We start from the raw sequence: 23,658 nt of genomic DNA, 5'->3' as shown, positions 1-23,658 counted from the left end.
GGCTTACCAGGCCGCTGGCCAGTTCCCTTTTTCGCCCTCGCTGGAGGCATCGCAAAGAAAAACCGCTGTAAGCCCAAGACTGTCCGTCTTCGACCGATGGCTTTCGGTTCCTTGGCTGGCATCCGCGCGGGATCGGCAGATCGGCACTTTCGCCCAAATCAACCTTGACGGCCGATCGGAGATCGACCATCTTTTCATGAGGCCCATTGGCTTAGTCCAGCGAGTCATCATCTAAAGAAAGCACCGATCATGGAGCGATCGATTCTCAGCGGGTTTACTCCTCACTTCTGTCTCACCCTAACGCTGCTCGGGGCCACCCTCTCGACGGCTCGCGCCGACAACATCCCAGCCTACACCGTCACCGATCTGGGGACGGGAAAACCCGAGATTTCCACCGACATAGACGGCAACGGGATCGTCATCGCCCCCGATGGCCAGAGAGCCTATACCTTCCCGAACACAAACAATCATCTCTCCGATCTGCAATCCGTTCTACCGCTGATCCCCCCCTTGAATAACGCGCCCATCCACAGCCCCATGACTTATGGGGATCCCAACAATGCTTACAGCCGAGTTGACGATGGATTCCTCAACGAGAACGGCCTGTTTGTCGGCAGGAATATCGTCGGTGTCGCCGGCCACATTGCAGGGGCAGGCAGCTTGGTTTTTGCATCACAGCGTCAAGCTGATGGTTCGTTTGGTGCTCTGACTCCCCTCTGGAGTTCGCCCAACAACTATTCCACCAGTGGGCAAATCGCCGAAGCCAAATTCCTTAATAATCAGGATCAAATCCTCGGTGTAGGTGGAATCACCAGCGGGCCCAGCAGCTACAATTCAAAGGATTTCTATCTTTTTGATATGAAATCGAACACCAGGACGGACCTGAAGGACTTCTTGCCAGGTTGGCACCTGGAGTCCGCACTCGGCCTCGACGATCAGGGGCGGATGCTCCTGTCCGCCTACAAATGGGATAGTCAATCGGGGACGCAATTTCACTCCTTCCTCCTGACTCCCTCCCACCTGGTGCTTTCCGAGCCCGTCACGGTCCCCGAACCCACGTCGCTGGCCACGCTCTTGCTCGGCCTGGGTTACCTGGCCCTCCATCGCTCCCGGCGTCGTGAGAGCAGCGGATCGCGATGAGCCGTGAGGGATTGCTGACGAGCGCAACCGAATTCTGAAGTTGCCGTTCTTCAAGGTCTGATCGGCAACTCCTGTTGACGCTTGCGCTCGCCGCGGATCAGCTTCGCCCCTTCGCCGGTCAGCCGCAGGTACCAGTCAGCTGGCAGCCCGTCGTAGGTGGCGAACGGAGCCTGCGTGGGCGGTTGCTGACCTTGAATCTCGCCGTCGCCTCATCCACCTCATCGAACATGGCGACGTAGGCCATGTCGATTCCGAGGTCGGTGGCCGTGAACAGGTGGGCTTGCCGCCCGTCCGGGTCAGTGAAACCGGGGGCCGGGAACTTCTCGCCGTCGTTGGCTTCCGACAGATCGGGCCACATCTCGAACGTCAGGCTCTGGGGAGTGATCCGCGACGAGTCGCGGCTCCAGTGTCGCCAGCCCTCGCCCGCCGGGTCGCCCGGAGCCCGGAACCACCCCTGATAGCCACAGAGGACTTTGTGCCTCAGGCTCGTGGCATCGATCACCGGCAACGGGACGGCCTGCTCGTCGCCCCACGAGACGCCGAACAGCCAGGCCACCAGCACCCCGGTCCCGATCGCTTTCCCACTTCGTTTCACGGCGTTCCCCCTCGACGGCCCGCCTCATCGATCTGGATTGATCTCGGCCTCGACGTCTCCACTTCGACGAACGCCTGGTATTATGAGCGAAAGACGCCACGCAAAGAGAGGCAGGAACCATGTCGAACAATTGGGCATTCGCGGAATCCCAGACCCACGCCGTTGTCACTCTCAAGCAGATCACCGAGGGCGAAGCCCCGATTCTGCTGGTCTATCACGAAAAGGGCGACGGTGACTGGCTGTTCCTGGATGGCGGCCCCTTCTCCGTCGAAGAGGCGTCGCTCGTCCCCCTTCAGATGATCGCAACGCTCGATCCCAGCATCGCTGAGCTCGCCACCCTCCCCCCCGGTTGGACCGCCAGACGCTCGGCTCGAGACATGCCCTGGCAGCGTTCCCCGTCGAAAGAACTGCCGGAAGCCTAACCTCTGCTTTGGCAAAGGGATAAGAATGGTGGGCCGTGCCCACCCTACGGGAAAAATCGGATTCTAACCCCTACCTCCAACCAATGCGGAAGTGGTGGCTTGACTCACAGACGTGAGGGGACTAGATCGCCAATTCGATCACAGCTCCGGAGAGGCCCATCAGGAAAGCACGGACCCCAAGGTCTGAATGGCGGACCTGGATCTGCGACTTGAGGCGAGAGGCGACTTCGGCGTGCGCCAGGGCCTCGAGTTCTTCACTCTCCCAGGCGGCGAAACCGAGCAGTTTCAGGTAGGCTCCGCACTGGCGATGCTCGAGAATGTAAATTTCTCTGATATCGTGCAGCTCTCTGGCAATATCGACGTGGTCCCAGAACGTTTGCCCCCAGTGGGGCAAGCCGTCGTAGCATGCCCCCAAAGATGCGCCGGCGAGGATGACGTGATCATAGCGGTTGATCATCCCGATGCCGTCCATGAACGCCACGGTTTCGTCGAGGAGCCGAAGATCCATGCAACTGAGCAGGAGGACGTTATGCGGCGGAGCATACGGGGAGTTCGGGATCATCATGACGTCACTCCCGTAATGGGCTGAAGGGATTCCACCGCCCCGCCTGGGCGTGGGCCTAAACCGGCGGTGAGTTCGAGCAGGTCGCGTTCGATCGTCTCGCAGAACCGCTCCAGCGGGAGGTCGTTCTCATCCAGTCCGAACGGGTTCTCAATCTCGACGCCGATCTCCTCGATCCCGAAGAAGGTGTAGGCGACCAGCAACGTCGCGGGGATGGCCCACCAGCCGTAGGGATCGACGAGAGCAAACGGAAGGGTGAAGCAGTAGAGCACCAAGGCACGTCTGAGGTGGACGACGTAGACGAAGGGGAGCGGCGTCTTGTGGATCCGCTCGCACGCGCCGAAGTAGTCGATCAGGAGTTGAACGTTCTGGTCGAGGGACATGGCGACGTAGTCGGAGATGATCCCGCGATCGCGCGCCCGCACCAGCCGTTCGCTAATCTGAACGGCGACGGCCAAGGGGAGGTTACCGGACCGGAGCACCCCCTCAACCTCGGCGATGGGCAGCCGCTGCGCCGTTGCGCCCAACCCTGACGATCCCCGGAGTGAGTTCATCGCGGCCTGGGGAAAGGCGATCGTCCAGAGCATAATCTCGTCAAGGAGATTGCGATCGCCACTCAAGTAAGTCCGGGAGGCCCGGCCGAGGTTGCGCGTCTCGTTGATGATGCAACCCCACTGCCGTCTCCCCTCCCAATAGCGGTCGTAGGAGGCGTTGGTGCGGAAGACGAGCAGAAGCCCGAGCGCCACGCCAACCAGCATGTGGGTTGTGGGCTGGATCTCCATGGACTTGATCAGGTGATGGACCGCGACCACCGCCACCGCCCAGACCGCGCACGCGGAGACGCGGCCGCTGATCTCGCGAACCATCGACCCGCGGATCGAGAACAGGCTGCGAGTCCACTCTCGCTTATTATAATCAATCATATCCCCAATGATCTCGAGCTTCCCGGAATTCGGCACGCGGTCCGAACCACATCGTCATCAACCCGCGTAGCGGCCTGATGAAGATAAGGCTCCGGAAGCAACGGATCAAGACATCGTGGTACCCGCTTCCCAAAGCGGGCCCACTCCAGAGAGCGGGAAGCCTCGTCAGTGAAACTTCCCGCTTTCCGGAACGTCTCAGGAAGCCGGCGGCTCAGGCCGTTCCATTGGCCGCGCCATGAGCGGCCGGAGCCCAGTTCGCCTCGGCACGGAGAAGCGCGGACACACCGCCGACGGCCGCGAACGGATCCACCTTGGTGCCATTGCCCTTGAAAAGGCGGACGGGCACGCGATGGCGCATCGCCATCCGGAGGATTTCCTGGGCGGCGTTAACCGGCCGGCACATCCCCTGACAGTAGGGGCAGACCCCGGTCGCCGCGCCCAGCCGATAGTGACAATCGCGGCAAATCGCCCCGGACAAGTCACGACGGCGGCCCATGAGGATCTGCGTCGCCCTTCCTTGCTGAAGCGCATCAAGGACGTCGGTCGTGCCATTGGCCACGAGATGCTTTTGCTTCCACCGATCCCGAAGCTCGGAGAGACTCTGAGTCTCCCGCGCAATCCTGTCACTTTCGATGAGCCGGCTCACATCGTCAGCCAGATCCTCGGGACGCGCCGTCATCGCATGGGCCGCCTCGCCCGTCACGCTCGCCTCCAGCTCGCGAGGGAGCAGCCGGCGCAGCGGTTGGGTGATTGAGGAATGCCCCAGCAGAATGAGCCCCGTGAATGGCCCGCCCCTGGCATGCTCGACGATGGCACTCGCGACGAGGTGGAGGAACTTGTCCTGTTCCGTCCCGTGCAAATGCTCGTGGTCGGTCTTCGAAAACCGTTTCTTGTAGGTGAAGCGTGGTTTGTCTCGCTGGATCTGCTCGTGAGCATCCTCGCGGTGGAGGTCGCGGACCGGCTCGGGCAGGCCGTGATGGGCCTCGAACAGATGGGCCTGGTCCGAGTCGACCAGAACGATCAAGTAGTTAGGCTCGGCGTACCAGCACTCGAGCAAGGGGAGGACGAAGGGCTCCTCGTCAATGATCAGGCGATTCTCGACCGGAAAGCCGAGCGGCACGACGTGACGCAGGCCCTGGTCAACGCTGGAAAAGACCGCCAGGCTCTTGGCCGAATGGTCGGCAGCGGCAATGGCCTTGCGAATCACCTCGATGTTGGCCTCGAGGCTCTTTCGAGCGTCGGCCTTGCCGAGGGCGACCTCGGCGGCCCTCGCCTGGTTACGAAGGTGCGTTTCGACGTGTCGCGAGAAGCCGTCCTGGACGGTCATATCAGCGTACGCGCTAACGACGTAGTGCCGTTGCTTCGGGGAATCGAGCAGTACCTCGATCTCCTGGCGCGTCAAGGTCATCATGAAGAACTGCCTCCCGTTATATCCTGAACGCCGCGGCAAGCGGCGCGAAGCTAGGGAGGGGAGCGTTCTCGAACGAGAACTTCCCCTCCTCCTTGGAATCGTCCTTCGCCGGAGATTCCATGACCATCGAAACGAACAAACAATAATACAGTGCAACAACGATGCCATCGAGCCGAAGAGGCAACCAATGTTTCCTGGCTTCGCGGACTTTCCAGAACCCATCGATCGAGACACGCCAACCCTACGCCCGGTTCGACGTGCTGTGATGCGGCAGGATTGGAGTTTTCTCCTTTTTCTCCACTGGGAGATTCCGGCGGAGCGACTCCGCCCCCTCTTGCCCCCCGGCCTGGAACTCGACCTCTACGACGGCAAAGCCTACGTCGGACTCGTTCCGTTCACCATGAGCGGCGTCCGACCCGTCGGTGTCCCGGCGGTTCCCTACCTGTCACGATTCCATGAGACAAACGTCCGAACTTACGTCCACGTCGAAGGGCGGGACCCGGGAGTCTGGTTCTTCAGCCTGGATGCAGCCAACCCTCTGGCCGTCGTCACCGCGCGGGCCTGGTTCCACCTTCCATATCATCACGCTTGGATGCGCCTGACCCGAGAATCTCCCGGCTCGGGGACAACTTCCGGAGCAATCTCCTATTCTTCGGAACGGCTCTGGCCCGGCCCGAAGCCTGCCTCCTGCACCATCCGGTGCGTGCCGCAGGCGGCGATCGCCCCTGCCACGCCAGGCACTCTGGAGCACTTCCTGGCCGAGCGTTACCTGTTGTACGCCGCCCACCGGGGCCGCCTCTATCGCGGCCAGGTCCACCACACTCCTTATCCACTTCAAGTGGCCGACGTCACCGCACTCGATGAATCGCTGCTCTCCGCCGCCGGTCTCACTCGCCCCGACGCCCCCCCCCTTGCCCACTTCTCCCAAGGTGTGCGCGTCGAGGTCTTCCCGCTCACAATCCTCCCGTAAAGTCAAGTACGGCCCCCCTCCCCATTCGTTCCCAAGACGGGTCGGAGGGGCAGACCTGAAAGACGCCAGCCATTCACGTAAGCACTCTTATATGCGCGCCTGCAATTATCACTTCAATCCAATCATCTCTACAATTCAATTCGCATAATCGACAGATTTCGCCGGCTTCCCACTCGTCGCCACTTACCGATTCCAAAAAGGAATCGGCCGTTTTCCCATTCCCGGTTCCGCCGTTTTATTTTCCGTTGCCGAAGAAAAGGGTTGCATTCCCAGAAGAACAATCCCATTCTAGCAATGCAACACGGGAAGCTACGGGAGAGGACCAGTGGTAACGCCACTTGTGGTCTGGCCCCGTAGCGGGGGAAATCGGTGGCTGCGCTGGAGCAGTCGCGACCCGTGTGCATCCAAAAGGAGTTTGTCCATTGCCGTTTGCCACCCTTCTGAAGATGAGCACCGTGCTTCCGTTCGGAATTCTCGGCCTCGCAATGGCGGCGACGCAGCCGGCCCAAGCCCAGCAAGCCGCTCCCGCAACCGCAGCCGTCGCCAGACCTGCCCAGACCGCGCCGGTTGCCCCGGCCGGTGATCCTTACGGGTTCACCGCTTGGCTGAACGCCACTCGAGCGAGCTATGGACTCCCCCCGGTCGGCTACGACCCGAACCTGACGAACTGGGCGTCCGCGAACAACGGCCAACAACAGGCACGCGGCATGGGCCATCACGTCATGGGCCCCGCCCGTCGGCAGAACGCCGCCATGGGTCAGTACGCCAGCATCGGAGCCATGTGGATGAATTCCCCGGCCCACCGCGCGGCTCTGCTCGACCCCTCGATCCGATGGATCGGGATCGCCGGCCTGGGTGCCTACTGGACCTTCAACGCCTATTGAAGCCGTCTCTCCTGAAGACATCCTGCTTGAGGACCGAGGCGCGACAACGCCTTGGAGAGTCGACAACCCGGCAGGATCGTCCCTTTTTTTTCAGGCTGATCAAACGCAGATCGACGATCGAACCCAGGGAGGGGCTCGATCGTCGATCGCGATTTTCGTGAATCCGAAGCGGGTGAACCGCCCGTCCTACCGACAGAATGGCTCTCGGCCTGGTTGCTTGCCTTACAAGAACAGGGCCTCGCGGATCCGCTGGAGAATCACCTGCTCCAGTTTCGAGTCCCGATTCAAGCGGATCCAGCCATTGGGAACCGGGACCGGGCCGACGATTTCGCGGCTTCGGTTCACCGGGAAGTCGTTGTTGAACACGGAGCGTCCCGCGGCCGAGCGCTCGGGCCTGGCCAGGTCTTCCAGCTCCTTGTGAACTTCAATCTTGACGACATAGCCTCCGCCAGGCGCCTGGGTGATCGTCGCCCGAGCGAACCGGCGAATCGTCTGCATCGTGGATTCCAACCGCTCGCCAAACCCGACCGAGTCCCCATTCCAGGGCTCGAGCAGAGTCGCCCCACTCTTGGGCTGAGTCACAATCGTGTGCGAGAGTCGGTTCTCCGTGGCAATGTCGAAGTACTCGTCGAGAACCGCGACTGTCGTTTTCCAGACCGTCTCGTAGTCGGCCGAGGGAACGAGCAGAGGGTTCTCCGCGACCGGACGAGGCGCAACGATCGAACAACCGGCCTGCCCGATTGCGGCGGCCGCCACGAGGCTGGCCGCGAACATCCTGAGACGCATGATCATCATTTCGTCCCCTGGGACGCATCCTACGGCCAAGACGGGATCGATTGGAGAGGCCGGACCAGCCAAATCGTGCGACGTGTGGGGGCATAAATGCCCCAGATTTTTGGCCGGCCGGGCATCTTGTCCATTTTCGACAACTCTGGCAAGGCCGATTCTTCCGCGGGTTCCTCCTGACTCCTTTCCCCTTGCGTTATCGAAGTCCGACACCCCGCCTCTCAGCTCAAACGGGGTGACTGAGGAGCTGCGGCCCGACGACCCTGTAAGTCCCGCCTGCTCGTTTCCAACTCCTCAGCATCGCGGGCTATTCCACCTCGCGAACGAGCAAGGCGTTGTGGGTCGGGTTGCCGGGCATCGTTCCTGAGACCAGGACGATGCGATCTCCACGAGTGACGAGATTGCGAGCGCGGGCCCACGCCAGGGCATGGTCGAGGGCGTGTTCGGCGTCGGTCAGCTCGGGGTCATAGATCGGAGTCACTCCCCAGAAGAGGGCCATGGCGCGAGCGGTCTCGGGGGCGTCGGCCAGGGCAAGCGTGGGGGTGGGGTGCCGCTGCTTGGAGAGTGCCAGGGCGGTGCGGCCTGAGTGGGTCGCCACCACCAACAACGTGGCCCCCACACGTCGGCTGAGCACGCTGGCCGCTTCGACAACCCCTTCGGTGATCGGCGAAACCCAGCCGGCTCGACCGCGTACCGGGTTCTGCGGCAGGTACGGCGGAACCGCTCCAGCCGAGTTCGCGCCCTGAAAAAGGAGCGACTCGGCCTCGGCCGCGATCCGGCTCATCGCCGACACCGCCTCGATCGGGTACTTGCCGACGGCCGACTCGCCCGAGAGCATCACGGCGTCGGTGCCGTCGAGCACGGCGTTGAAGACGTCGCTCGCCTCAGCGCGGGTCGGCCGGCTCGACTGCTCCATACTGTTGAGCATCTGGGTCGCCGTGATCACAGGGACCCGCGCCCGGTTGCAGGCGGCGATCACCTGCTTCTGGATCGCAGGCACGCGGGCCACGTCGATCTCGACGCCAAGGTCGCCGCGGGCGACCATCACCGCGTCGGACTCGGCGATGATCGCATCCAAATCCTCGAGCGCCTGCGGCTTCTCGATCTTGGCGACGATCCGTGCCCGGCTCCCGCGACGATGAAGCTCTTCGCGGAGCGTCACCACGTCGGACGCCCGCCGCACGAACGAGAGGCCGACGTACTCGACCTCGCTCCGCGCCGTCCATTCCAGATCGCGCAAATCTTTCTCGGTCAAGGCGTTGAGACTGAGCGCAGCCCCCGGCAGGTTCACTCCTTGGTGCGACCGGAGCAAGCCCGGCAGAGTCACCTTGAGCCGGGCTCCGTGCTCGTCGCCGGCGATGACGAGCATCGCCACCGTGCCGTCGGCGAACAGGACCAGATCATCAGGCTTGAGGTCGCGGGGCAGGTCGCGATAGGTACAGGTGAGTTGATGGGGGTCGTCGGAGGTCCGTTCGACGACCAGGGTGAACTCGTCGCCCAGGCAGCATTCGACCGCGTCGCCCGAGATCGGCCCCAGGCGGATCTTGGGCCCCCCCAGGTCTTGCAAGACCGCCAGCCGCCGCCCCAACTCATCACCAACCGCGCGCACATCGGCGAGCGCTTCGCTGTGGTCGTCGTGCGTGCCGTGCGAGAAGTTGAGCCGAAAGACGTCGACCCCCGCCTCGACGAGTTGGCGGATCATGGCTTTCCCACGCGTCGCCGGACCAAGCGTCGCCACGATCTTGGTCCTCACCTTGCCCAGCGGCTCGAGAAACGGAGTCGACATAATGGAGTGATTCCTCATTCTTCCCGTTGGCAAGGGAGATCGTCGCGGTTCGATGATCCTCAATTTGACCTCGAGAGAGGCCAAGGCCCCGGGTAGTCTACCGCCCCACCGGGCTCCGAGGGAATCAGGCCCGCGGGCTGACACTCGCAGGAAAATTCCGCCCAGTTTCCCGAATTCCCCAAAAAGACCCAGATTTTCAGTCTGTAGAGCCGATAATTCTCCTGAGGACCGAGGAAACGGTGTTTCCCGCTTCTCCACGCCTCAACCCACCGACTATCGGAAACTCCAGTCGGCCAAGACCTTGCAACCTGAATTGACGAGCCGGCTCTACGGCCGGATAATAATGACGATGGGATGGAAGCTGTGGGGGTCTCCGGCGGGACAAGGTCCACCGATCGTCCTTTTTGATCTCGCGAATGATCGGATCGTCGCGTTCCAGCCATCGGCTCGACCGGGGACTCCTCACCGATGAAGCGTACCTTTGCCGTCGTCGCCCTGCTGGCCGCACTTGGGGTTCTGTTCAAGCTCTCCACGAAGGAGCTTCCTGAACGCCCGGGCTCGCGATCGGCCCCCTCCCTCGCGGTCGCGACCGTGAACCCGACGGCGGCCGACCTGGAGGCGGAGCTGCTGGCTCGCTACCCACGGCCCTCCGATCGTGAGTTGGCCGAACGGGTCTTGCACCGGTATCGCCAGACGGCCCTGGCGATCGAGCGGACCGACGGCCTTCGCGGCCTGACCCTGCTGGATCGGCTCGACCTCGAAGCCATCTTCCTCTATGAAAAGCACCCCAATGACTTCCGCCGATTGAGCGAGAGTCTGAGCGACGACGCGGCGGCCGATCTCCTCCTGCACTGGCGCGAGTATTTCGGCCTGAAACGGGCCGATGACACGGACCGGGGGATCTTGATCGCCGAGATCGGCCGGCTCACTCCGTCCCAACGTCGACTCGCCTCGCGATACCCCAGCGCCTTGCCGCTCCTCCTGGTCGATCCGGCGGCCGTGACCGAGCTCCTCGAACGCTGGTCGGGAGATCCCAAGGATCTCGAAGACGCATTGGTGATCCTCGACTTCGTCAGTCTCGACCGCGGCGCGGCCGACCTTCGCGCGGCCCTGCGGACGATCGACGACCACGGCATTGTGGCGCTCGACGCGTTCCGACAGCAGGGGCTAGGCGGATTCGCCCTGGCGAGCCTGTACGGCCCGGTGCTGCACGCCTTGGGGGACGCGATGCCCCTGGATCAAACTCTGATTCTGCTCCGAGTCAACAGCGACTACGTGGATGAGCTGCTGCAGACGCACCCGGCCGAGACCGTGGCGGGGCACCTGCGGCACGTGGCCGCGGCCGGGCTGGTCGAGGCCGTCGGCGGCAGCCCGCACGCCTTGCGACTGGTCGTCGAGTTCGGCGAACGCGGCGAACTCGCCCTGACCCAGGCCGGAGCGGACGCGGCCGACGTGGTCTACGACGGCTACTCGGAGCCGACCCTGCGCAACCAGGCAGTCGAGGCCATGGCCGAGCATGGCACAATGGCCCTGGCGATGCTCGACAAGTACGCCACCGACTCGGACTTCCGGGAAATCCTCCGCACCTACGGCGCGGCGATCATCCCGCCGATCGCGGTGACGGATTCGGGTCCCGAAACCCTCGCTTACCTCCGATCCAAGCCAAAGCGTTCGTTCACGGAATCGGTGGCGGCCTCGGTCCTGTTCCTCTCGGGCGACAACGGCCAGGCGACCATCAAGACGATCAAGAAGGATGGCATTGAGCGGGTCGCCGAGTTGAACTCGTCCGAGCTGAAGTTCTACCAGTTCCTCCCCTTGTACGACCTGCTCCACCTGGGACGGGTCGTTGGTCAGGGGCATGCGCCGACCTCCAGCGAGATGACCTGGGCCCTGGTCGACGGCTGCTTCGTAGTGGTCGACGCCCTGAGTCTGGTCGCCCTCCAGCCCGAAGGGGTCGTCGTCGCCGAAGCGGCCCGCGCCGAGCTCCGAACCGTAACCCGCGAAGTCGTCAAGGGCGTCGGACGCGAGGCCGTTCAGGAAGGGACCGAATCCGCCGGCCGTGCCATCGCCCGCCGCGCGGTCGAGCAAGGGGTCGAGACGAGCACGGAGCGGCTCTCACGCTGGTGGACCGTCCGCCTCGCCGGCGGCACCTACCGTGTCCTCCGCCGCCTCCCCGAAGCCCTCCCCCGCCTGAGCGTCACCGAGATCGCCGACCTCGGCCGCCCTCTCTGCGCCAAGGCCGGGTTCCGGCTCAGCACCTGGGCCCCCTTGCGACTCCTCAAGGACGGCCAGGAGATCCTCCTTCGCATCCCCCCCGAACGCGGCCTGAAATACCTCGGCGCCCAGGCCACTCAGGCCAGTGTGGGGATCGTTGCGTTCCACAAGATGGAAGAGCACCTGGCCTCACGACGACCGCAAAATCGGGCTGAGTAAGGAATTACATCTCCCATAACTCCCACCCTTTTCTGCCATTTACGTCGACCACCGACTAATTCCCTGTAGCAAATCTGCACGATCGGTTGTTTATGCTCTGGCCCAATGTGACCGTATCCGCTCGGCAATCAGCGGCTTGATCGATCGCTTCCCAGGAGCCTGTAATGGATGGTGCGAGTGCACCTGAGCGGCAGCAAGCCCGCCAGGTTGCGCCGCGGCCATCCGCTGGCATCCATGAGGGCGCGGAGTTCGTCGGCGATCATGCGGCCTCGTTCGTCACCTCGGTTCACTGAAGTTGACGGCACATTGCCCATCAACTTATTCCTAACCGGGCGAATCGACCGGGATACCCAATCGCGTGTCCTGGTTGGTGACAGGCGGGGACGCAAGCGTGAGGCGCCGTTCCAGAGGGTCGACCATTGGGTTCAGGACCAGCCCGAATCGCGGTGGAACGGATCACCGTCCGCAATAGCGAAAAGGGTCCGCTCGAGATGGACACGATGACGGTTCGGGTCCGTGCCAAGCAAGAAAACCGGATCGGGCCGGAGCAGCGGTTGGTGGTGATTCGATCAGTCGGTGAGTCGCGGGCCGACCATGCGTTAACAAACACGAACATCAAGATTCCATTGTGAGAGATAGTCCGCGCCCAGCGTCAATGGCACCGGATCGAGGAGGTCTTCGAGGCCGGCAACAGTGAGGCCGATCACCCACGAGGACGCAGAGCATCGTACCGGCAGCCACCTCGTGGCGTTGGCAACGGCACCTGATACAGACCTTCCGGTAAGTCAGCGGGCGAGAGAGATTCTTCGGGTGATGGAGCGTAGCTGGCAACAAAGCTGACTGCCGCTTCGGTAAGCCGATACGCAGACTCATCCCCGCCGGTGAACGTATGCAGCGGAATCGCCAGCCCGGACGCGGCCAACTCTCGATAGAGCGGGCGGTTTTCGTCGGTGACTTCCACCCGCTGGCCGGTGAGCCTCACCCGCAGCAGCGACAGGGCAGTTTCCGAGAGCGTGGTATTCATGGCAGGGTTGTAGCCGGACGCGGGGATCGCGTAAATCTCCCCTCACCTGATCGCCCCACTCCTACCGCATCGCCCCAGGGTCCGAGTGCAGGTAGGTCTTGAGCAACATCTTTAAAATCCGTATGACCCAGCTGGATCGCCACGAGCGCCGGGTTCATTCCCCGGTCGTTGATCGCCCCCAACAACCGTCTGGAAGCGCACGTTGGATGAAGCGTCGGAGCGAAAACATGTCGGCCGTTACCGAGAGCCCGGGGCCGTTGCGGGCTGGTGGCTCGAACCGAACACCTCGGGGTGATTCTTGACGTAGTCCCGGATGCTCGTCGCGAGCCGTCCTGTGATCGCCTCGAAGTCGCGGGTGAACCGATCGTACCGGTTGTCAGCGTGAAGTTTGGCCATGGTCAGCATGTGGCTGAAGACGTGATCCGGCAATCCACGTGAGCGAAGCTCTCGGTCACGCCATTCCTCAAAAGGCACATCGACGTAAGTGATGGTCCGGCCGAGGGCTTCGGAATACTCCGCCGCCACGGCCCGCATGTCTTCCGACTTCGGCCCGGTCAATTCATAGATCTTGCCGACATGAGCCTCCGGACGTTCCAGGACCGTCGCGACCACCTCCGCCACATCGCGAGCGTCGATCGGCGACGTGAGGGCGGCGCCGAACGGCAGGCGGATCGTATCGTCCCTGGCGATCGATTCCGCGGCCCATGGTGAAAAGAAGAGGTGCTGGAGGAAGACCGTCGACCTGACATGCACGACGGGCAGACCGGACCAGTTCAGGGCCTGCTCGCCCAGCCAATGCATGCGCTGCTGGTGAGAGTCGGTCATCGCTGTCAGGCTCATCTGGGAGACGGTCAACTGGGAGATATTGACGAACACCTCAAGGTCGCCACGCTGGCGGGCCACCGCGGCGGCGACGATGGTCGCCTCAAGATAGGCCGCGGACACACTCATGCCGAAGTAGATCCGTCGGCAGCCTTCCATCGCACGCACGACGTCTTCCGGTTGAGTAAGGTCGCCGACAATCACCTCGGCCCCGGTCGAGCGCAGTGCCTCGGCCCGATCATCTTCTCTGTGAACGAGGGCCCGAACGGGCAAACCTCGCTGTCGCAGGATCTCTACGACCTCTCGACCCACTCCCCCAATACCTCCCGCAGCGCCCGTAACGAGAATCGGTGCGTTGTTCGACATGGAGCCAACTCCTCGTTCTCGAAAGATTCCGGCCGGAGCCGGCATGACGGTGCTCAGACCGCCTTGCCGGCGCGCTCGGCCAGTCGTGCCGGAAAGTGACGCGGGTTCCTACCTCTCTCTAGAGAGATGACCTGATCTGTTGCCGGGCTCTCGCTTACACCGGCTCGATTCGCTTTACCAGGGCAGCGTGTCACCCAGATGGAAGAAACCGCCGGTGGGGCCGTCGTCGGGCAGGGTCGCCAGCAGCACGCTCGTCTTTCCCCCCTCGGAGACTTCCATCGGGGCCCCCGAGCCGCCCATGTCCGTCTTCACCCAGCCAGGATGGGCCGAATTCACCTTGATCGGCGTCCCGTGAAGCTCCTGAGCGAGGTGAACGGTGAAGGCGTTGAGCGCTGTCTTCGACGCGTCGTAGGCAAATGCCTTCATGCCGTAGATGGGCGACTTCGGGCTGGCGTGAAGTGTCAGCGACGCGAGGATGCTCGATAGGTTGACGATCCGCCCGGCCGAGGACTTGCGGAGGAGCGGCAGCAATTCCTGCGTGAGTGCGACGACGGCGAAAAAGTTCGTCTCGAACGTCTTCTGGAGGAGGGCGGGCGTGACCGTGGAGGTGGTGTTGAACCCGCCTTGCCCCTCCATGTCAACGACATCGAGCATGACGCCCGCGTTGTTCACCAGGATGTCGAGCTTGCCGTATCGATCTTCCAGGTGCCGGGCGATCGCTTGGTAATCCGCGGGCTTGGTCACATCGAACCGAACGGCCTCGACGTTCTTGATGCCCTCGGCCTGCAACTGCTCAACGGCGGCGCGGCCCTTCGCCTCATCGCGGCTTCCGATGACGACGGTGATCCCCAATTGCCCGAGCCCCCGCGCCGTCTCCAGGCCGATCCCCTTGTTCGCCCCGGTGATGAACGCGACTTTGTCTTGCGATGCCATTGGTCTTGCTCCTCTCGCAGAAGGGTCCCGATCCGGTGCGGTGAGAGACGGGATGGCCCCGTCCCCTTGACTCGAAGATTTCACCTGCATATACAGATAGTATGGAAGACGTCAACCAGAAGACCCCTGGAAATCACCAACCCGTCGCGACACCGTGCCTCTGCGCGGCTCTCCGGCAAGCTTCCCGCGCCGTGACCAGAGTCTATGACGCAGAGTTCCGAAAAACCGGAATGCGATCCACTCAGCACTTCCTATTGAGGCTACTCGTCCGAGCGGGAGAGGTGCGCAAGGGCGATCTCGGCGAGATGGCGTCCCTCGACGAAACGACCTTGACCCGGAGCCTCCGCCTCCTGGAAAAGAGCGGCTGGGTGTCGATCCGTCCCGGTACCGACCGCCGAGAAAAATGGGTGGCGATCACGCCGGCGGGGAAGGAAAAGGTCGAGCAGGTCCGCCCGGCGTGGCTGAGGGCCCAGGATCGGATGCGGCGATCGCTGCCGGCAGGGACCTGGGAAAAACTCGATTCCGCGTTGCCGGAAATTGTGCACGCCGCCTCGAAAACGGCTTCGGAAGACACGTCCCGACCGACCTCATGATCACTTCGGGTTGATCAATCGGAGGCTCCCAGATGGACCGTGACGAGCAAGTGATTCATCAACTTTACAATAGTTTTAATGCTCGAGACATGGAAGGTGTCTTCGCCCTGCTCACCGATGACGTGGCGTGGGCGAACGGCATGGAAGGCACCTATGTTCACGGAAAGGACGCAATCCGGGACTATTGGACTCATCAATGGTCGGTTATCGACCCTCACGTCGAGCCGCTGACGATTGCCAAAGCCGCCGACGGTTCCCTGGTCGTTGACGTGCACCAGGTCGTCAAAAACCTCGAAGGGCAGACGCTCATCGATGAAACGGTGAAACATGCATTCCGCCTCCACTGCGGTCGCGTGCAACGGTTCGACATCCAGAGCGACACTCAACTGACCGGCATCCACTCAGCAACTTGAAACCGAGCCTTGCAAACTCTGACAACCCCGGTAATTCCATCGGTGGTTGGTGCCGTAGACTCAATCGTCCGAATCCCACTGTACGTTTGTTGACTTTCTGCCGATAAATGGTTCCAATCCCCGAAGCTGGGATCTTCTCGGGGTAATGACAGGGGGACCGCAAGGCGTTGCCTTCACACTCGCCGGCGGCAAGTTGAGGAGAGCGGACATGAGCAAGATGACCATTTGCCTGTGGTTCGACTGCGGCAAGGCCCGCGAGGCGGCCGAGTTCTATGCGAGCGTGTTCCCCGACAGCCATGTAGGGAAAGCTCACGCCTCCGCTGTGGACAATCCGTCTGCGAAGATGGGCGAGGATCTCACCGTCGAATTCACCGTAATGGGACAGGCATACATCGGCCTGAATGGCGGGCCAAATTTCAAGCCGAACGAGGCGGTCAGCTTCATGGTCCTGACCGACAATCAGGAAGAGACCGACCGTTACTGGGACGCGATCGTGGGCAACGGCGGCAAGGAAAGCGCCTGCGGCTGGTGCAAGGATCGCTGGGGCTTCTCCTGGCAGATCACGCCGCGCGTCCTGCTCGAGGCGACGACCGACCCGGATCGCGCCGCCGCGAAGCGCGCAATGGAAGCCATGATGTCGATGAGGAAGATCGACATCGCCGCGATCGAGGCCGCGCGCCGGGGCGAAGGCTAACCCGGATTATTCAAACTCGACTCAATAAAGAGGCCTCTGATTTCGTCTAATGTGTTACTACAACGACACATTCGACGCCACCAGAGGCCTCCCTATGAGTTTACACTCTGTTCCGCCGGTGTCATTGGATTTCTTGGCCTCGCGGCCTGTCGAAATCGAAGTCTCTTCCTCACCGCTTTCCAGTGATGCCGGACTGCTGCTCATACGCCAGTTCGACGAGCGAATTCACCTCACGGAACAGTTCGCTGCCGCCCTTCAGGACACTCGAAATCCTTCGCTCGCCCGCCAGTCCATTGCCACGATGGTCCGGCAGCGGATCTTTGGAATCCTCGCCGATTACGAGGACCAGAACGACCACGACACTTTACGCTCCGATCCCGTCTTCAAACTCCTCGCCGGGCGTCTCCCCGACGGCCTTGACCTCGCGAGTCAGCCAACGCTCTCGCGCTTCGAGAACGCGGTCTCGATCGCCGACCTCTGGAGGTTACGGGATGTGATGGTTGACCTCTTCATTCAGTCGTTCGATCGGCCGCCCAACCATCTCACCTTCGACATCGACGCGTTCGACGACCCGCACATGGCCAGCAACAACTCACTATGTTTCATGGCTACTATGAACAGAATCAGTATTTGCCAATTGCCATAACGTGTGCAGAAAACGATATGGTTCTCCTCGTGGACTGAGGTATGGCACCTGTGCTGCATTCTTGGGGCCAACAACGATCTGCGATATCTGGTGGGGCGATTGCGGGCTGTCTGGCCTGACGTGCAGATCCATGTCCGAGGCGACAGTGGCTTTGGCGTTCCCTAATGTATGACGTCTGCCAGGAATTGCGATTGAGCTATACCTTGGGAATCGGCATGAACTCTCGGCTGCGGGCCATGAGTGACGCTCTCCTGAAGGACGCCCTTCAGCAATACGAAGAGACTGGCCAACCTCAACGGTTGTTCCTTTGCGTCGAGTATCAGGCCGACAGTTGGCTCGCCCCAACCGGTCGTGATCAAGGTCGAGGTCCATGCCCAGGGACCAACCGGCGAGCCGTGGTCACCAACCGCCCTGGCTGTCGCGTTCTCCCACAGGCGATTTATGACGAGTACACCATGCGGCGAGAGCGAAACCGGAACAAAGAACTGAAGACCGAGTTGCTGGCCGACCGTCTGAGCGACCACCGGTTCATGGCGAATTACTTCCGTCTCTACCTGCACACGGCCGCCTTGAATCTGCTGGTGCGACTCCGTCAGGCGGTGGTTCAAACCCTGCCAACGTCGGCCGAGTTGAATCTGCCAGCCGATTTTCCGACAGAAGCGATCGACGAGCCGAATCGCAAGCGGTTCTTTAACAAACGTCGCGAGCGTGATCCGCTGGGAGGTGGTTTCGCCAGCACCTGGCGGACTCGTTTGATCAAGGTTTCGGCGGAAGTGATCACCCGCGCGAGGCGAGTCATTGTGCGACTATCCAGCAGTTGGCCTCACATAGATCACTTTATGGAGGTCAGTCGAGCGGTGAATATGCCCCCTCCCCAACCTTCCCCGGGATAAGCCGGATTGATCCACGTCGGGGAGCGTAAAGGCCGTTTGGAACGCTATGGGGAGGGGGAAGGTACGCCCTCGACTTGCACGATGCGATCCTGAAATTAGGCCAGGTGCGTTCTTGAACACCATATCATCGAATTCAGTCCCGTCAGTTCCCAAAATGGCCCGAAGCCTGACGGGTTTGAATAATCTGGGCTAAGGAGGAAGACCACGGGCGGCCCAGCGATCCTTCGCCGTCATCCACTTCTCACGCAGCGATTCCTTCTCTGGGTGCTGTGCAACGACATCATGCGTTCAGCCAGTCCGCCACCTGAGCGCAGATGGTGGAGCGAGTCAGCTTGTCGAGCTCGTCGGCGGAGAGCGATTTGGTCTTGATGACGAGCGTGGTGAGGAGCTGCGCCTCGACGTTGCCGGTGTCCCAAAGATGGATCGCCAGTTCGTGATCGGTCTTAATCCTCCTGGCCATCGCACGGATGTCGCCGAGCTTCACTCCGAACTGGTTGTCAGGCGTGCCGGCCTTCGTGCTGTGGGCACGCCGGACGTCGTCGCCGAGAGACTCGAGCGGTGCGAGGATCTCTTTGACGGCCATGGCGGCGATGATACCCGCAACTCCAATCCAGGCAAGCACGACCGTCGTTCCTGACCACCCAGAAGCCTACTTCTCGCCCACTGCCTCGACGCTCGGGATCAGAAGCGAGGAGATGACCTGCGCATAGACGCGGTGGCCGAAGTCGTTGGGATGGTTCACGCCGTTGCCGGTCTGATCCCAGTCCTTCTTGAGCTTGAGGAACTCACCCCAGACCGAGGTGACATCGGCCAGCGCCACCCCCGGCCCGCACTGATTCGCGAGGGCGTCTCGGTATTGCGGGAAGAGCTCCTGCTTGAGTGCGACCCAGTCCGGGTTGCCGACCATTGTGGCGACGAGGATGAACTCGGCCTTGGGCCGCTTCTCCTGGATGCCCCTCACTGTCGCGGCGATCTTGTCCTGGAAGTCCTTGGCGGGCCTGCTGCCGGAATCGTTCATGCCGAAGGCGAGGAGGACGAGGTCCGGCTCGGCCTCGACCACCTTCTCGACCATGGTCAGGCCCCACGCCGAGTCCATCCCGCCGACGGACAGGTTGGCGACCTCCACCCGACCTTTGTGCCGCTCGTGCAGGATCCTGCTCACGAGTTCCGGGTAGGCCGGCTGGAACGGCTTTCCGTCCGCCCAGCCCGATGCGTTGCACCCCGTGGAGATGCTGTCCCCGAGCACGACGATCTTCAGGGGTTCTCGCTTCTGAAGCTTGTCGATCGTAAGCGGAAGGGCCTTCGGATCGAACTTCGGCACCGGCGAAGTCCAGAGGCCGGGTGCGTGCGAGTAACTGATGATGGTCTGAAGCTCGTGGTACTCGAGCTTCCCACCGAAATAGATCTCCCCGTTCCCGTCCCGGTGCGTGAGCTGATAGGGCTGACTCTTCGCGGGCCGGCGGAGTGCCTCGGGTGTGGAGGACGTGATCCGCGAGCCCGGCGGGACCACGATCTCTCTCGAGCCCGCCTTCCAGATGTAGTCCCGGCCCTCCTCGAACTGGACTTCGCCCGTCGAACTGCGGACGGAGAGGACTTTCCGGATCGGGAAGAGCACCGATGCGCGGGCCTCGCCCGACTTCTCGTCCTTGATGAACAGGACGGACTCACCCTCCATGACTTCACCCAACCAGAAGGGGCGGAGCTGCTCCCCTGAGTAGGTCCACTCGGGCTTGGCAGCCTCTTGAGCCTGTACGCCGCCGGCAACGGCCAAGTTGGAACCGATCACAGCGAGGAAACAGGTGGCGATTCTGATTCGGGAGAGCATCGACTGCCCCATGGACCTTCACCGGGAAGAGGATAAAGGACGGTAGGCCCCCAAGCTTACCCTCGCTCGGCGACAAAGGCGAGAATCCGCTTGCGCGAGCGGCGGGACTGGGCTACGGATGTTACCAAGATTGATTACAAACAAGGGCTCCAGATCGGCGATCGAGAGGGCGAAGTGGCACCGTGGACGGCCGTCGCAGGCCAAAGCTCAATCGACCTTCACGGTGGAGAAAGCCACGGTCACATAGGGGAACGTCACCAGGTCCTTGCCGATCAGTTCCGGCGCTGTGGCAATCAATGCCCTGACCTGATCCTCGATCGTCGCCCGCTCTTCGGGAGCGAGAGCTGCGATAAAGCTCGTCGACCTTACCCGGTGGATAATCACGTCTTCGGGTGTGCCGATGTGGCCGTGGGGGAAATGGTGCTCGAATAACGGGCCAAATCCTGGAAATGGAAGCAATTCTCGCCAGGCACCCGACTGATAGCGAGGCGTGTCGCCCTCGACCTGCTTCATGATTTGATCGAGATGTGCGACCCAGCCAACGCGCTCATCTTTCATGTTCCAAACCAGTCCGAGTCTGCCGGCCGGCTTCAGCACGCGATCAATTTCGGCGAGCGCCTCGCGGGTGGCGAACCAGTGAAACGCCTGGGCGCAGACGACGGCGTCGACTGATGCGTCGGGCAACGGGAGTGACTCCGCCGTGGCGGCGAGTGCTTCGACTTGGGGCCATGCAGCGGCCAACTTACTGAGCATCTCCGCAATCGGTTCGACGGCAATCACCCTCGCCCCTGTCTCCACCAGGCGAGGCGTGAATTTCCCGGTACCGGCGCCGAGATCCACGACGGTCGCTCCCGAATGGAGGCCAATTTGATCGCGCAACCAGTCGACGATCTCAGGTGGATAGTCCGGCCGACCGCGCACGTAGTCTTCGGCCGCTCTTGGAAAACCGTCAGCCGCCGCACGGTGGATCGCATTCTCTGAATTCTTCATCGCCGCTCTCCGCACGGATCAGATTTTCCGGCATATCTCGGGCCATTCGCAATCGAAAAGACCTCTACATGGCTCGCCGCCGACAGGCCCTGGCCCGTTCGTTGAGCGTCTGCACACCGCCGGCAATTGGCCGTCGCCAAGCCTCAACTCATCGGTTTCCTCCTCAAGCCCCGGTCATTGCCGGGCCGATCATCGCCGCTCAGGACTGCCCTCAGCAGTCCCGGCGACGTTACGACCGGTGGAGACCTTTGTCCCCATCCAAATCCTGGACGAGGTTGGTTTCGCCGCCTCGCGCGGGCCTCAGTCTCGTGGTGGCGTGGTGCCAAGCGGCTCCACTCCGAATCCAGGACCGGTCGGGACTTCAACCCGTCCCTCGTGGAACGCGATGGGCGGAGTGACGGAGGACGCTTCGTAGAACAAGGCGGCCATCAGGTCACAGGCGTAGCGTTCGACCGGGAAGACGGTCAGGCTGGAGGCGAGGCAGGCCATCGCGGCCTGGCCGAGGTCGGTCTCGAGGTTCGACCCGATCGCGCAGGCCTTTCCTGCCGCATGGACTTGTTTCGCCATGGCGAGCGAGTGGGTAAACCCACCGTTCTTGCCCGGATAGATCGAGAGGACGTCGAAGGCGTCGCGGTCGAGCGCCTCCCTGAGGTGGTCGGGGGTGAAGACCGCCTCGTCGGCGAGGATCGGCACCGAGACCCGCTTGCGGACCTCGGCCAGGAGGCCGATCCGATCCCGTGGCGTGGGCTGCTCGGCGAGCGAGAGGTTGAAGGGGGTCAGCGACTCGATCGATCGGACCGCCTCGTCGGCGGTCGCGTGGGCACCGTTGTAGTCGATGGTGAAAACCGGCTCGGAACCAAGTCGGTCCCGGACCGCCCGCAGCCGCGCCACATCGTCGATTCCAGGCTTGCCCGTTTTGAACTTGAGAGTGCGGACCCCCGCCTCCCAGAACTCGACGGCGAGCTGCACGGTTTCTTCCGGTGGGTAGCAGCCGATACTGACGCGCGTCGGGATCAGTTTGACCGGTTCACGGTCGGCGACCAGGCTCGCGACTGAGACCCCTTGCGAGCGTGCCCAGAGATCCCAGAGGGCGATGTCGACGGCCGACTTGATGAACGAGTTGCCGTGCAGGCTGCGATCGAGGATCGCAACGGCCTCCGACGGGTGGTCGAACCGGGCGCCGACGAGTTGGGGAGCGATGTAGTTTTCGAGCATCCAGACCGCGGTCTCGGCCGCCTCGCCGCTCCAGATCGGGGCGGTCGCCGCTTCGGCATAGCCGTGCTGGCCGTCGTCTCCCGTGACGGTCAGGGTGACGTAGTGAGAGGCCTCGTGCCGTCCCAGAAAGGAGACAATGGCCCCCTTCGAGCGAACAGGATGATCCACAACCTTGGCGGTGATTCGACGAACAAGCAAGCTCATGAATTCGCTTCCGATACCATGGGAGACGGTCTCTTTTTAAGTCCCGTTCTCCTCGAACCGAGGCCTCAACCACTGGAAACGCGAAGAGACGCTCCCGGCCCCAAGGCGGCGATCCCGAGGAAGGTCGACGATTCTCCCACTTCGGCCAAGCGAACCTCAAGCCCCTGAAGCCATTCGCCAAAAAAGAGCCTGAGGATCCGACCCTCTGCCCTGCAAGAGTTGAAGAAAGAAACCGAGACGTGCAGGAGAAGAATGAGGCCCACGGCCTTGGTTACGCCCAAAGCGAAAGAGTGGCGGTCGGGCAACCGTATCGTTTTAATGTCAGCAACTCGTACGCTCGAAAACGAGGTCCGGCAAGAATGTGCTCCTTGAGGTCGACCTCAAAGGCGGCCGGCGCGTCATTGTGGGCCTGGCTGAGCACCAGACAGAGGAGACGCAGAGGACGCATGCAGCCTGCAACCGATGATTCAAAGCGCATGGAGTGGATCCGAAAGTCCCTCCACGTCGCGGCCGTCTGCGACATTCTCGATGACCTCGGGTATCGCCGACAGGCCATGCATCAGCGGCTTCGACCGCTCGATCCCGACCAATCCCTGATCGTCGGCCGCGCCCGGACCTTCCGCTGGATGGAGACCGACTACGTCGTCGAGGACGACCCGTACGGCCTCGAGATCGACGCGATGGACTCGCTGAAGCCAGGGGACGTCGTCGTCCACTCGACCGACCCCGGGGGTACGAACGCCCCCTGGGGCGAACTCATGAGCACCCTGGCCAAGCGCCAAGGGGTCGCCGGTTGCGTCTGCGACAGCCTGATCCGCGACTGCCGGCAGATCATCGCCATGAAGTTCCCGGTCTTCCACGCCGGAATCCGGCCCGTCGACAGCAAAGGACGCGGGCGTGTGATGGCCTACGACGTCCCCGTGCGGTGCGGCGACGTCCTCGTCAACCCTGGCGAACTCGTCTTCGCCGACTTCGACGGCGTTGTCGTCATCCCACGCCCGATTGAGGACGAGGTGATCAAGCTCGCGGCCGACAAGATCGGCAAGGAAAATGACTCGCGGCGCGAGCTGCTCAACGGGCGGAGCCTGCGTGATGTCTTCGACGAATTCGGGGTCCTTTGACTCTCCA

The 23,658-nt window shown here is 62.3% G+C and carries 26 protein-coding genes; 13 read left to right on the top strand and 13 right to left on the bottom strand.

Going from position 1 to position 23,658, the window contains the following annotated elements:
* Positions 1–249: 249 nt before the first annotated feature.
* Positions 250–1,140: a PEP-CTERM sorting domain-containing protein gene (locus V5E97_RS07945; RefSeq protein WP_406698786.1), complete on the top strand. Its 891-nt coding sequence runs from the start codon at positions 250–252 to the stop codon at positions 1,138–1,140.
* Between the two features lie 118 nt (positions 1,141–1,258).
* On the opposite strand, the gene V5E97_RS07940 is transcribed toward V5E97_RS07945, so the two are convergent.
* A complete protein-coding gene (locus V5E97_RS07940; protein WP_406698785.1) occupies positions 1,259–1,735 on the bottom strand; it encodes a glycoside hydrolase family 71/99 protein in 477 nt (158 codons plus the stop codon).
* A 119-nt stretch (positions 1,736–1,854) separates the two neighbouring features.
* Here V5E97_RS07940 and V5E97_RS07935 point away from each other — a divergent pair, with 119 nt between their 5' ends.
* The gene (locus tag V5E97_RS07935; protein WP_406698784.1) at positions 1,855–2,157 is read left to right on the top strand and encodes a hypothetical protein; all 303 of its coding nucleotides are present in this window, start codon (positions 1,855–1,857) and stop codon (positions 2,155–2,157) included.
* A 121-nt stretch (positions 2,158–2,278) separates the two neighbouring features.
* On the opposite strand, the gene V5E97_RS07930 is transcribed toward V5E97_RS07935, so the two are convergent.
* From V5E97_RS07930 to V5E97_RS07920, 3 genes are all read right to left on the bottom strand, one after another.
* Positions 2,279–2,722, bottom strand: coding sequence for a hypothetical protein (locus V5E97_RS07930; RefSeq protein ID WP_406698783.1), 444 nt, complete (start codon positions 2,720–2,722; stop codon positions 2,279–2,281).
* A complete protein-coding gene (locus tag V5E97_RS07925) occupies positions 2,719–3,642 on the bottom strand; it encodes a bestrophin family protein (protein ID WP_406698782.1) in 924 nt (307 codons plus the stop codon). The genes V5E97_RS07930 and V5E97_RS07925 overlap by 4 nt, the downstream gene beginning before the upstream one ends.
* Positions 3,643–3,853: 211 nt before the next feature.
* A complete protein-coding gene (locus V5E97_RS07920) occupies positions 3,854–5,053 on the bottom strand; it encodes a baeRF10 domain-containing protein (RefSeq protein WP_406698781.1) in 1,200 nt (399 codons plus the stop codon).
* Positions 5,054–5,240: 187 nt separating this feature from the next.
* Between V5E97_RS07920 and V5E97_RS07915 the strand changes: the two genes are divergently transcribed.
* Entirely contained in the window at positions 5,241–6,023 is a 783-nt protein-coding gene (locus V5E97_RS07915; protein ID WP_406698780.1) for a YqjF family protein, read from the top strand.
* A 422-nt stretch (positions 6,024–6,445) separates the two neighbouring features.
* A complete protein-coding gene (locus V5E97_RS07910) occupies positions 6,446–6,907 on the top strand; it encodes a CAP domain-containing protein (RefSeq protein ID WP_406698779.1) in 462 nt (153 codons plus the stop codon).
* Positions 6,908–7,129: 222 nt separating this feature from the next.
* Here the strand turns inward: V5E97_RS07910 and V5E97_RS07905 are convergent, their stop codons facing one another.
* Complete coding sequence (locus V5E97_RS07905) at positions 7,130–7,702, bottom strand: hypothetical protein (protein ID WP_406698778.1); 573 nt, start codon at positions 7,700–7,702, stop codon at positions 7,130–7,132.
* A 298-nt stretch (positions 7,703–8,000) separates the two neighbouring features.
* Complete coding sequence (gene pyk / locus V5E97_RS07900; RefSeq protein WP_406698777.1) at positions 8,001–9,479, bottom strand: pyruvate kinase; 1,479 nt, start codon at positions 9,477–9,479, stop codon at positions 8,001–8,003.
* A 468-nt stretch (positions 9,480–9,947) separates the two neighbouring features.
* On the opposite strand from pyk, the gene V5E97_RS07895 reads away from it, so the two are divergent.
* The 3 genes from V5E97_RS07895 (at position 9,948) to V5E97_RS07885 (ending at position 12,544) form a co-directional block, all read left to right on the top strand.
* A complete protein-coding gene (locus V5E97_RS07895; protein WP_406698776.1) occupies positions 9,948–11,912 on the top strand; it encodes a hypothetical protein in 1,965 nt (654 codons plus the stop codon).
* Positions 11,913–12,076: 164 nt separating this feature from the next.
* The gene (locus V5E97_RS07890; protein ID WP_406698775.1) at positions 12,077–12,205 is read left to right on the top strand and encodes a hypothetical protein; all 129 of its coding nucleotides are present in this window, start codon (positions 12,077–12,079) and stop codon (positions 12,203–12,205) included.
* Between the two features lie 126 nt (positions 12,206–12,331).
* On the top strand, positions 12,332–12,544 hold the full coding sequence (locus tag V5E97_RS07885; RefSeq protein ID WP_406698774.1) for a hypothetical protein: 213 nt from the start codon (positions 12,332–12,334) through the stop codon (positions 12,542–12,544).
* A gap of 71 nt (positions 12,545–12,615) precedes the next feature.
* On the opposite strand, the gene V5E97_RS07880 is transcribed toward V5E97_RS07885, so the two are convergent.
* From V5E97_RS07880 to V5E97_RS07870, 3 genes are all read right to left on the bottom strand, one after another.
* Entirely contained in the window at positions 12,616–12,936 is a 321-nt protein-coding gene (locus V5E97_RS07880; protein WP_406698773.1) for a hypothetical protein, read from the bottom strand.
* Between the two features lie 237 nt (positions 12,937–13,173).
* A complete protein-coding gene (locus V5E97_RS07875; protein ID WP_406698772.1) occupies positions 13,174–14,124 on the bottom strand; it encodes an NmrA family NAD(P)-binding protein in 951 nt (316 codons plus the stop codon).
* A gap of 174 nt (positions 14,125–14,298) precedes the next feature.
* Positions 14,299–15,057 carry an SDR family oxidoreductase gene (locus V5E97_RS07870; RefSeq protein WP_406698771.1) on the bottom strand — a complete coding sequence of 253 codons (759 nt, stop codon included), beginning with the start codon at positions 15,055–15,057 and terminating at the stop codon, positions 14,299–14,301.
* A 230-nt stretch (positions 15,058–15,287) separates the two neighbouring features.
* Here V5E97_RS07870 and V5E97_RS07865 point away from each other — a divergent pair, with 230 nt between their 5' ends.
* From V5E97_RS07865 to V5E97_RS07845, 5 genes are all read left to right on the top strand, one after another.
* Positions 15,288–15,650 carry a MarR family winged helix-turn-helix transcriptional regulator gene (locus V5E97_RS07865; RefSeq protein WP_406698770.1) on the top strand — a complete coding sequence of 121 codons (363 nt, stop codon included), beginning with the start codon at positions 15,288–15,290 and terminating at the stop codon, positions 15,648–15,650.
* 32 nt (positions 15,651–15,682) lie between these two features.
* A complete protein-coding gene (locus V5E97_RS07860; RefSeq protein WP_406698769.1) occupies positions 15,683–16,063 on the top strand; it encodes a nuclear transport factor 2 family protein in 381 nt (126 codons plus the stop codon).
* A 208-nt stretch (positions 16,064–16,271) separates the two neighbouring features.
* On the top strand, positions 16,272–16,757 hold the full coding sequence (locus V5E97_RS07855; protein WP_406698768.1) for a VOC family protein: 486 nt from the start codon (positions 16,272–16,274) through the stop codon (positions 16,755–16,757).
* Between the two features lie 94 nt (positions 16,758–16,851).
* Positions 16,852–17,403, top strand: coding sequence for a transposase (locus V5E97_RS07850; protein ID WP_406698767.1), 552 nt, complete (start codon positions 16,852–16,854; stop codon positions 17,401–17,403).
* 215 nt (positions 17,404–17,618) lie between these two features.
* The gene (locus V5E97_RS07845) at positions 17,619–18,296 is read left to right on the top strand and encodes a transposase (protein ID WP_406698766.1); all 678 of its coding nucleotides are present in this window, start codon (positions 17,619–17,621) and stop codon (positions 18,294–18,296) included.
* A 280-nt stretch (positions 18,297–18,576) separates the two neighbouring features.
* Here V5E97_RS07845 and V5E97_RS07840 read toward each other — a convergent pair whose 3' ends face one another.
* The 4 genes from V5E97_RS07840 to V5E97_RS07825 form a co-directional block, all read right to left on the bottom strand.
* Positions 18,577–18,918, bottom strand: coding sequence for a DNA alkylation repair protein (locus tag V5E97_RS07840; protein ID WP_406698765.1), 342 nt, complete (start codon positions 18,916–18,918; stop codon positions 18,577–18,579).
* 27 nt (positions 18,919–18,945) lie between these two features.
* On the bottom strand, positions 18,946–20,121 hold the full coding sequence (locus V5E97_RS07835; protein ID WP_406698764.1) for an SGNH/GDSL hydrolase family protein: 1,176 nt from the start codon (positions 20,119–20,121) through the stop codon (positions 18,946–18,948).
* Between the two features lie 207 nt (positions 20,122–20,328).
* Positions 20,329–21,111, bottom strand: a complete 783-nt coding sequence (locus V5E97_RS07830; protein ID WP_406698763.1) for a class I SAM-dependent methyltransferase — start codon at positions 21,109–21,111, stop codon at positions 20,329–20,331.
* A gap of 300 nt (positions 21,112–21,411) precedes the next feature.
* Positions 21,412–22,530 carry a mandelate racemase/muconate lactonizing enzyme family protein gene (locus V5E97_RS07825; RefSeq protein ID WP_406698762.1) on the bottom strand — a complete coding sequence of 373 codons (1,119 nt, stop codon included), beginning with the start codon at positions 22,528–22,530 and terminating at the stop codon, positions 21,412–21,414.
* Positions 22,531–23,006: 476 nt separating this feature from the next.
* Here V5E97_RS07825 and V5E97_RS07820 point away from each other — a divergent pair, with 476 nt between their 5' ends.
* Positions 23,007–23,651 (top strand): RraA family protein, encoded by a 645-nt coding sequence (locus V5E97_RS07820; RefSeq protein ID WP_406698761.1) that lies wholly within the window; start codon positions 23,007–23,009, stop codon positions 23,649–23,651.
* Positions 23,652–23,658: the final 7 nt, after the last annotated feature.

The sequence above is a fragment of the Singulisphaera photorubra genome (assembly GCF_045290345.1).
In the GTDB taxonomy this organism is placed as follows: Bacteria; Planctomycetota; Planctomycetia; order Isosphaerales; family Isosphaeraceae; genus Singulisphaera.
Note: the sequence above shows the minus strand (reverse complement) of the source record. Positions and strands in the feature narration are given on the sequence as shown.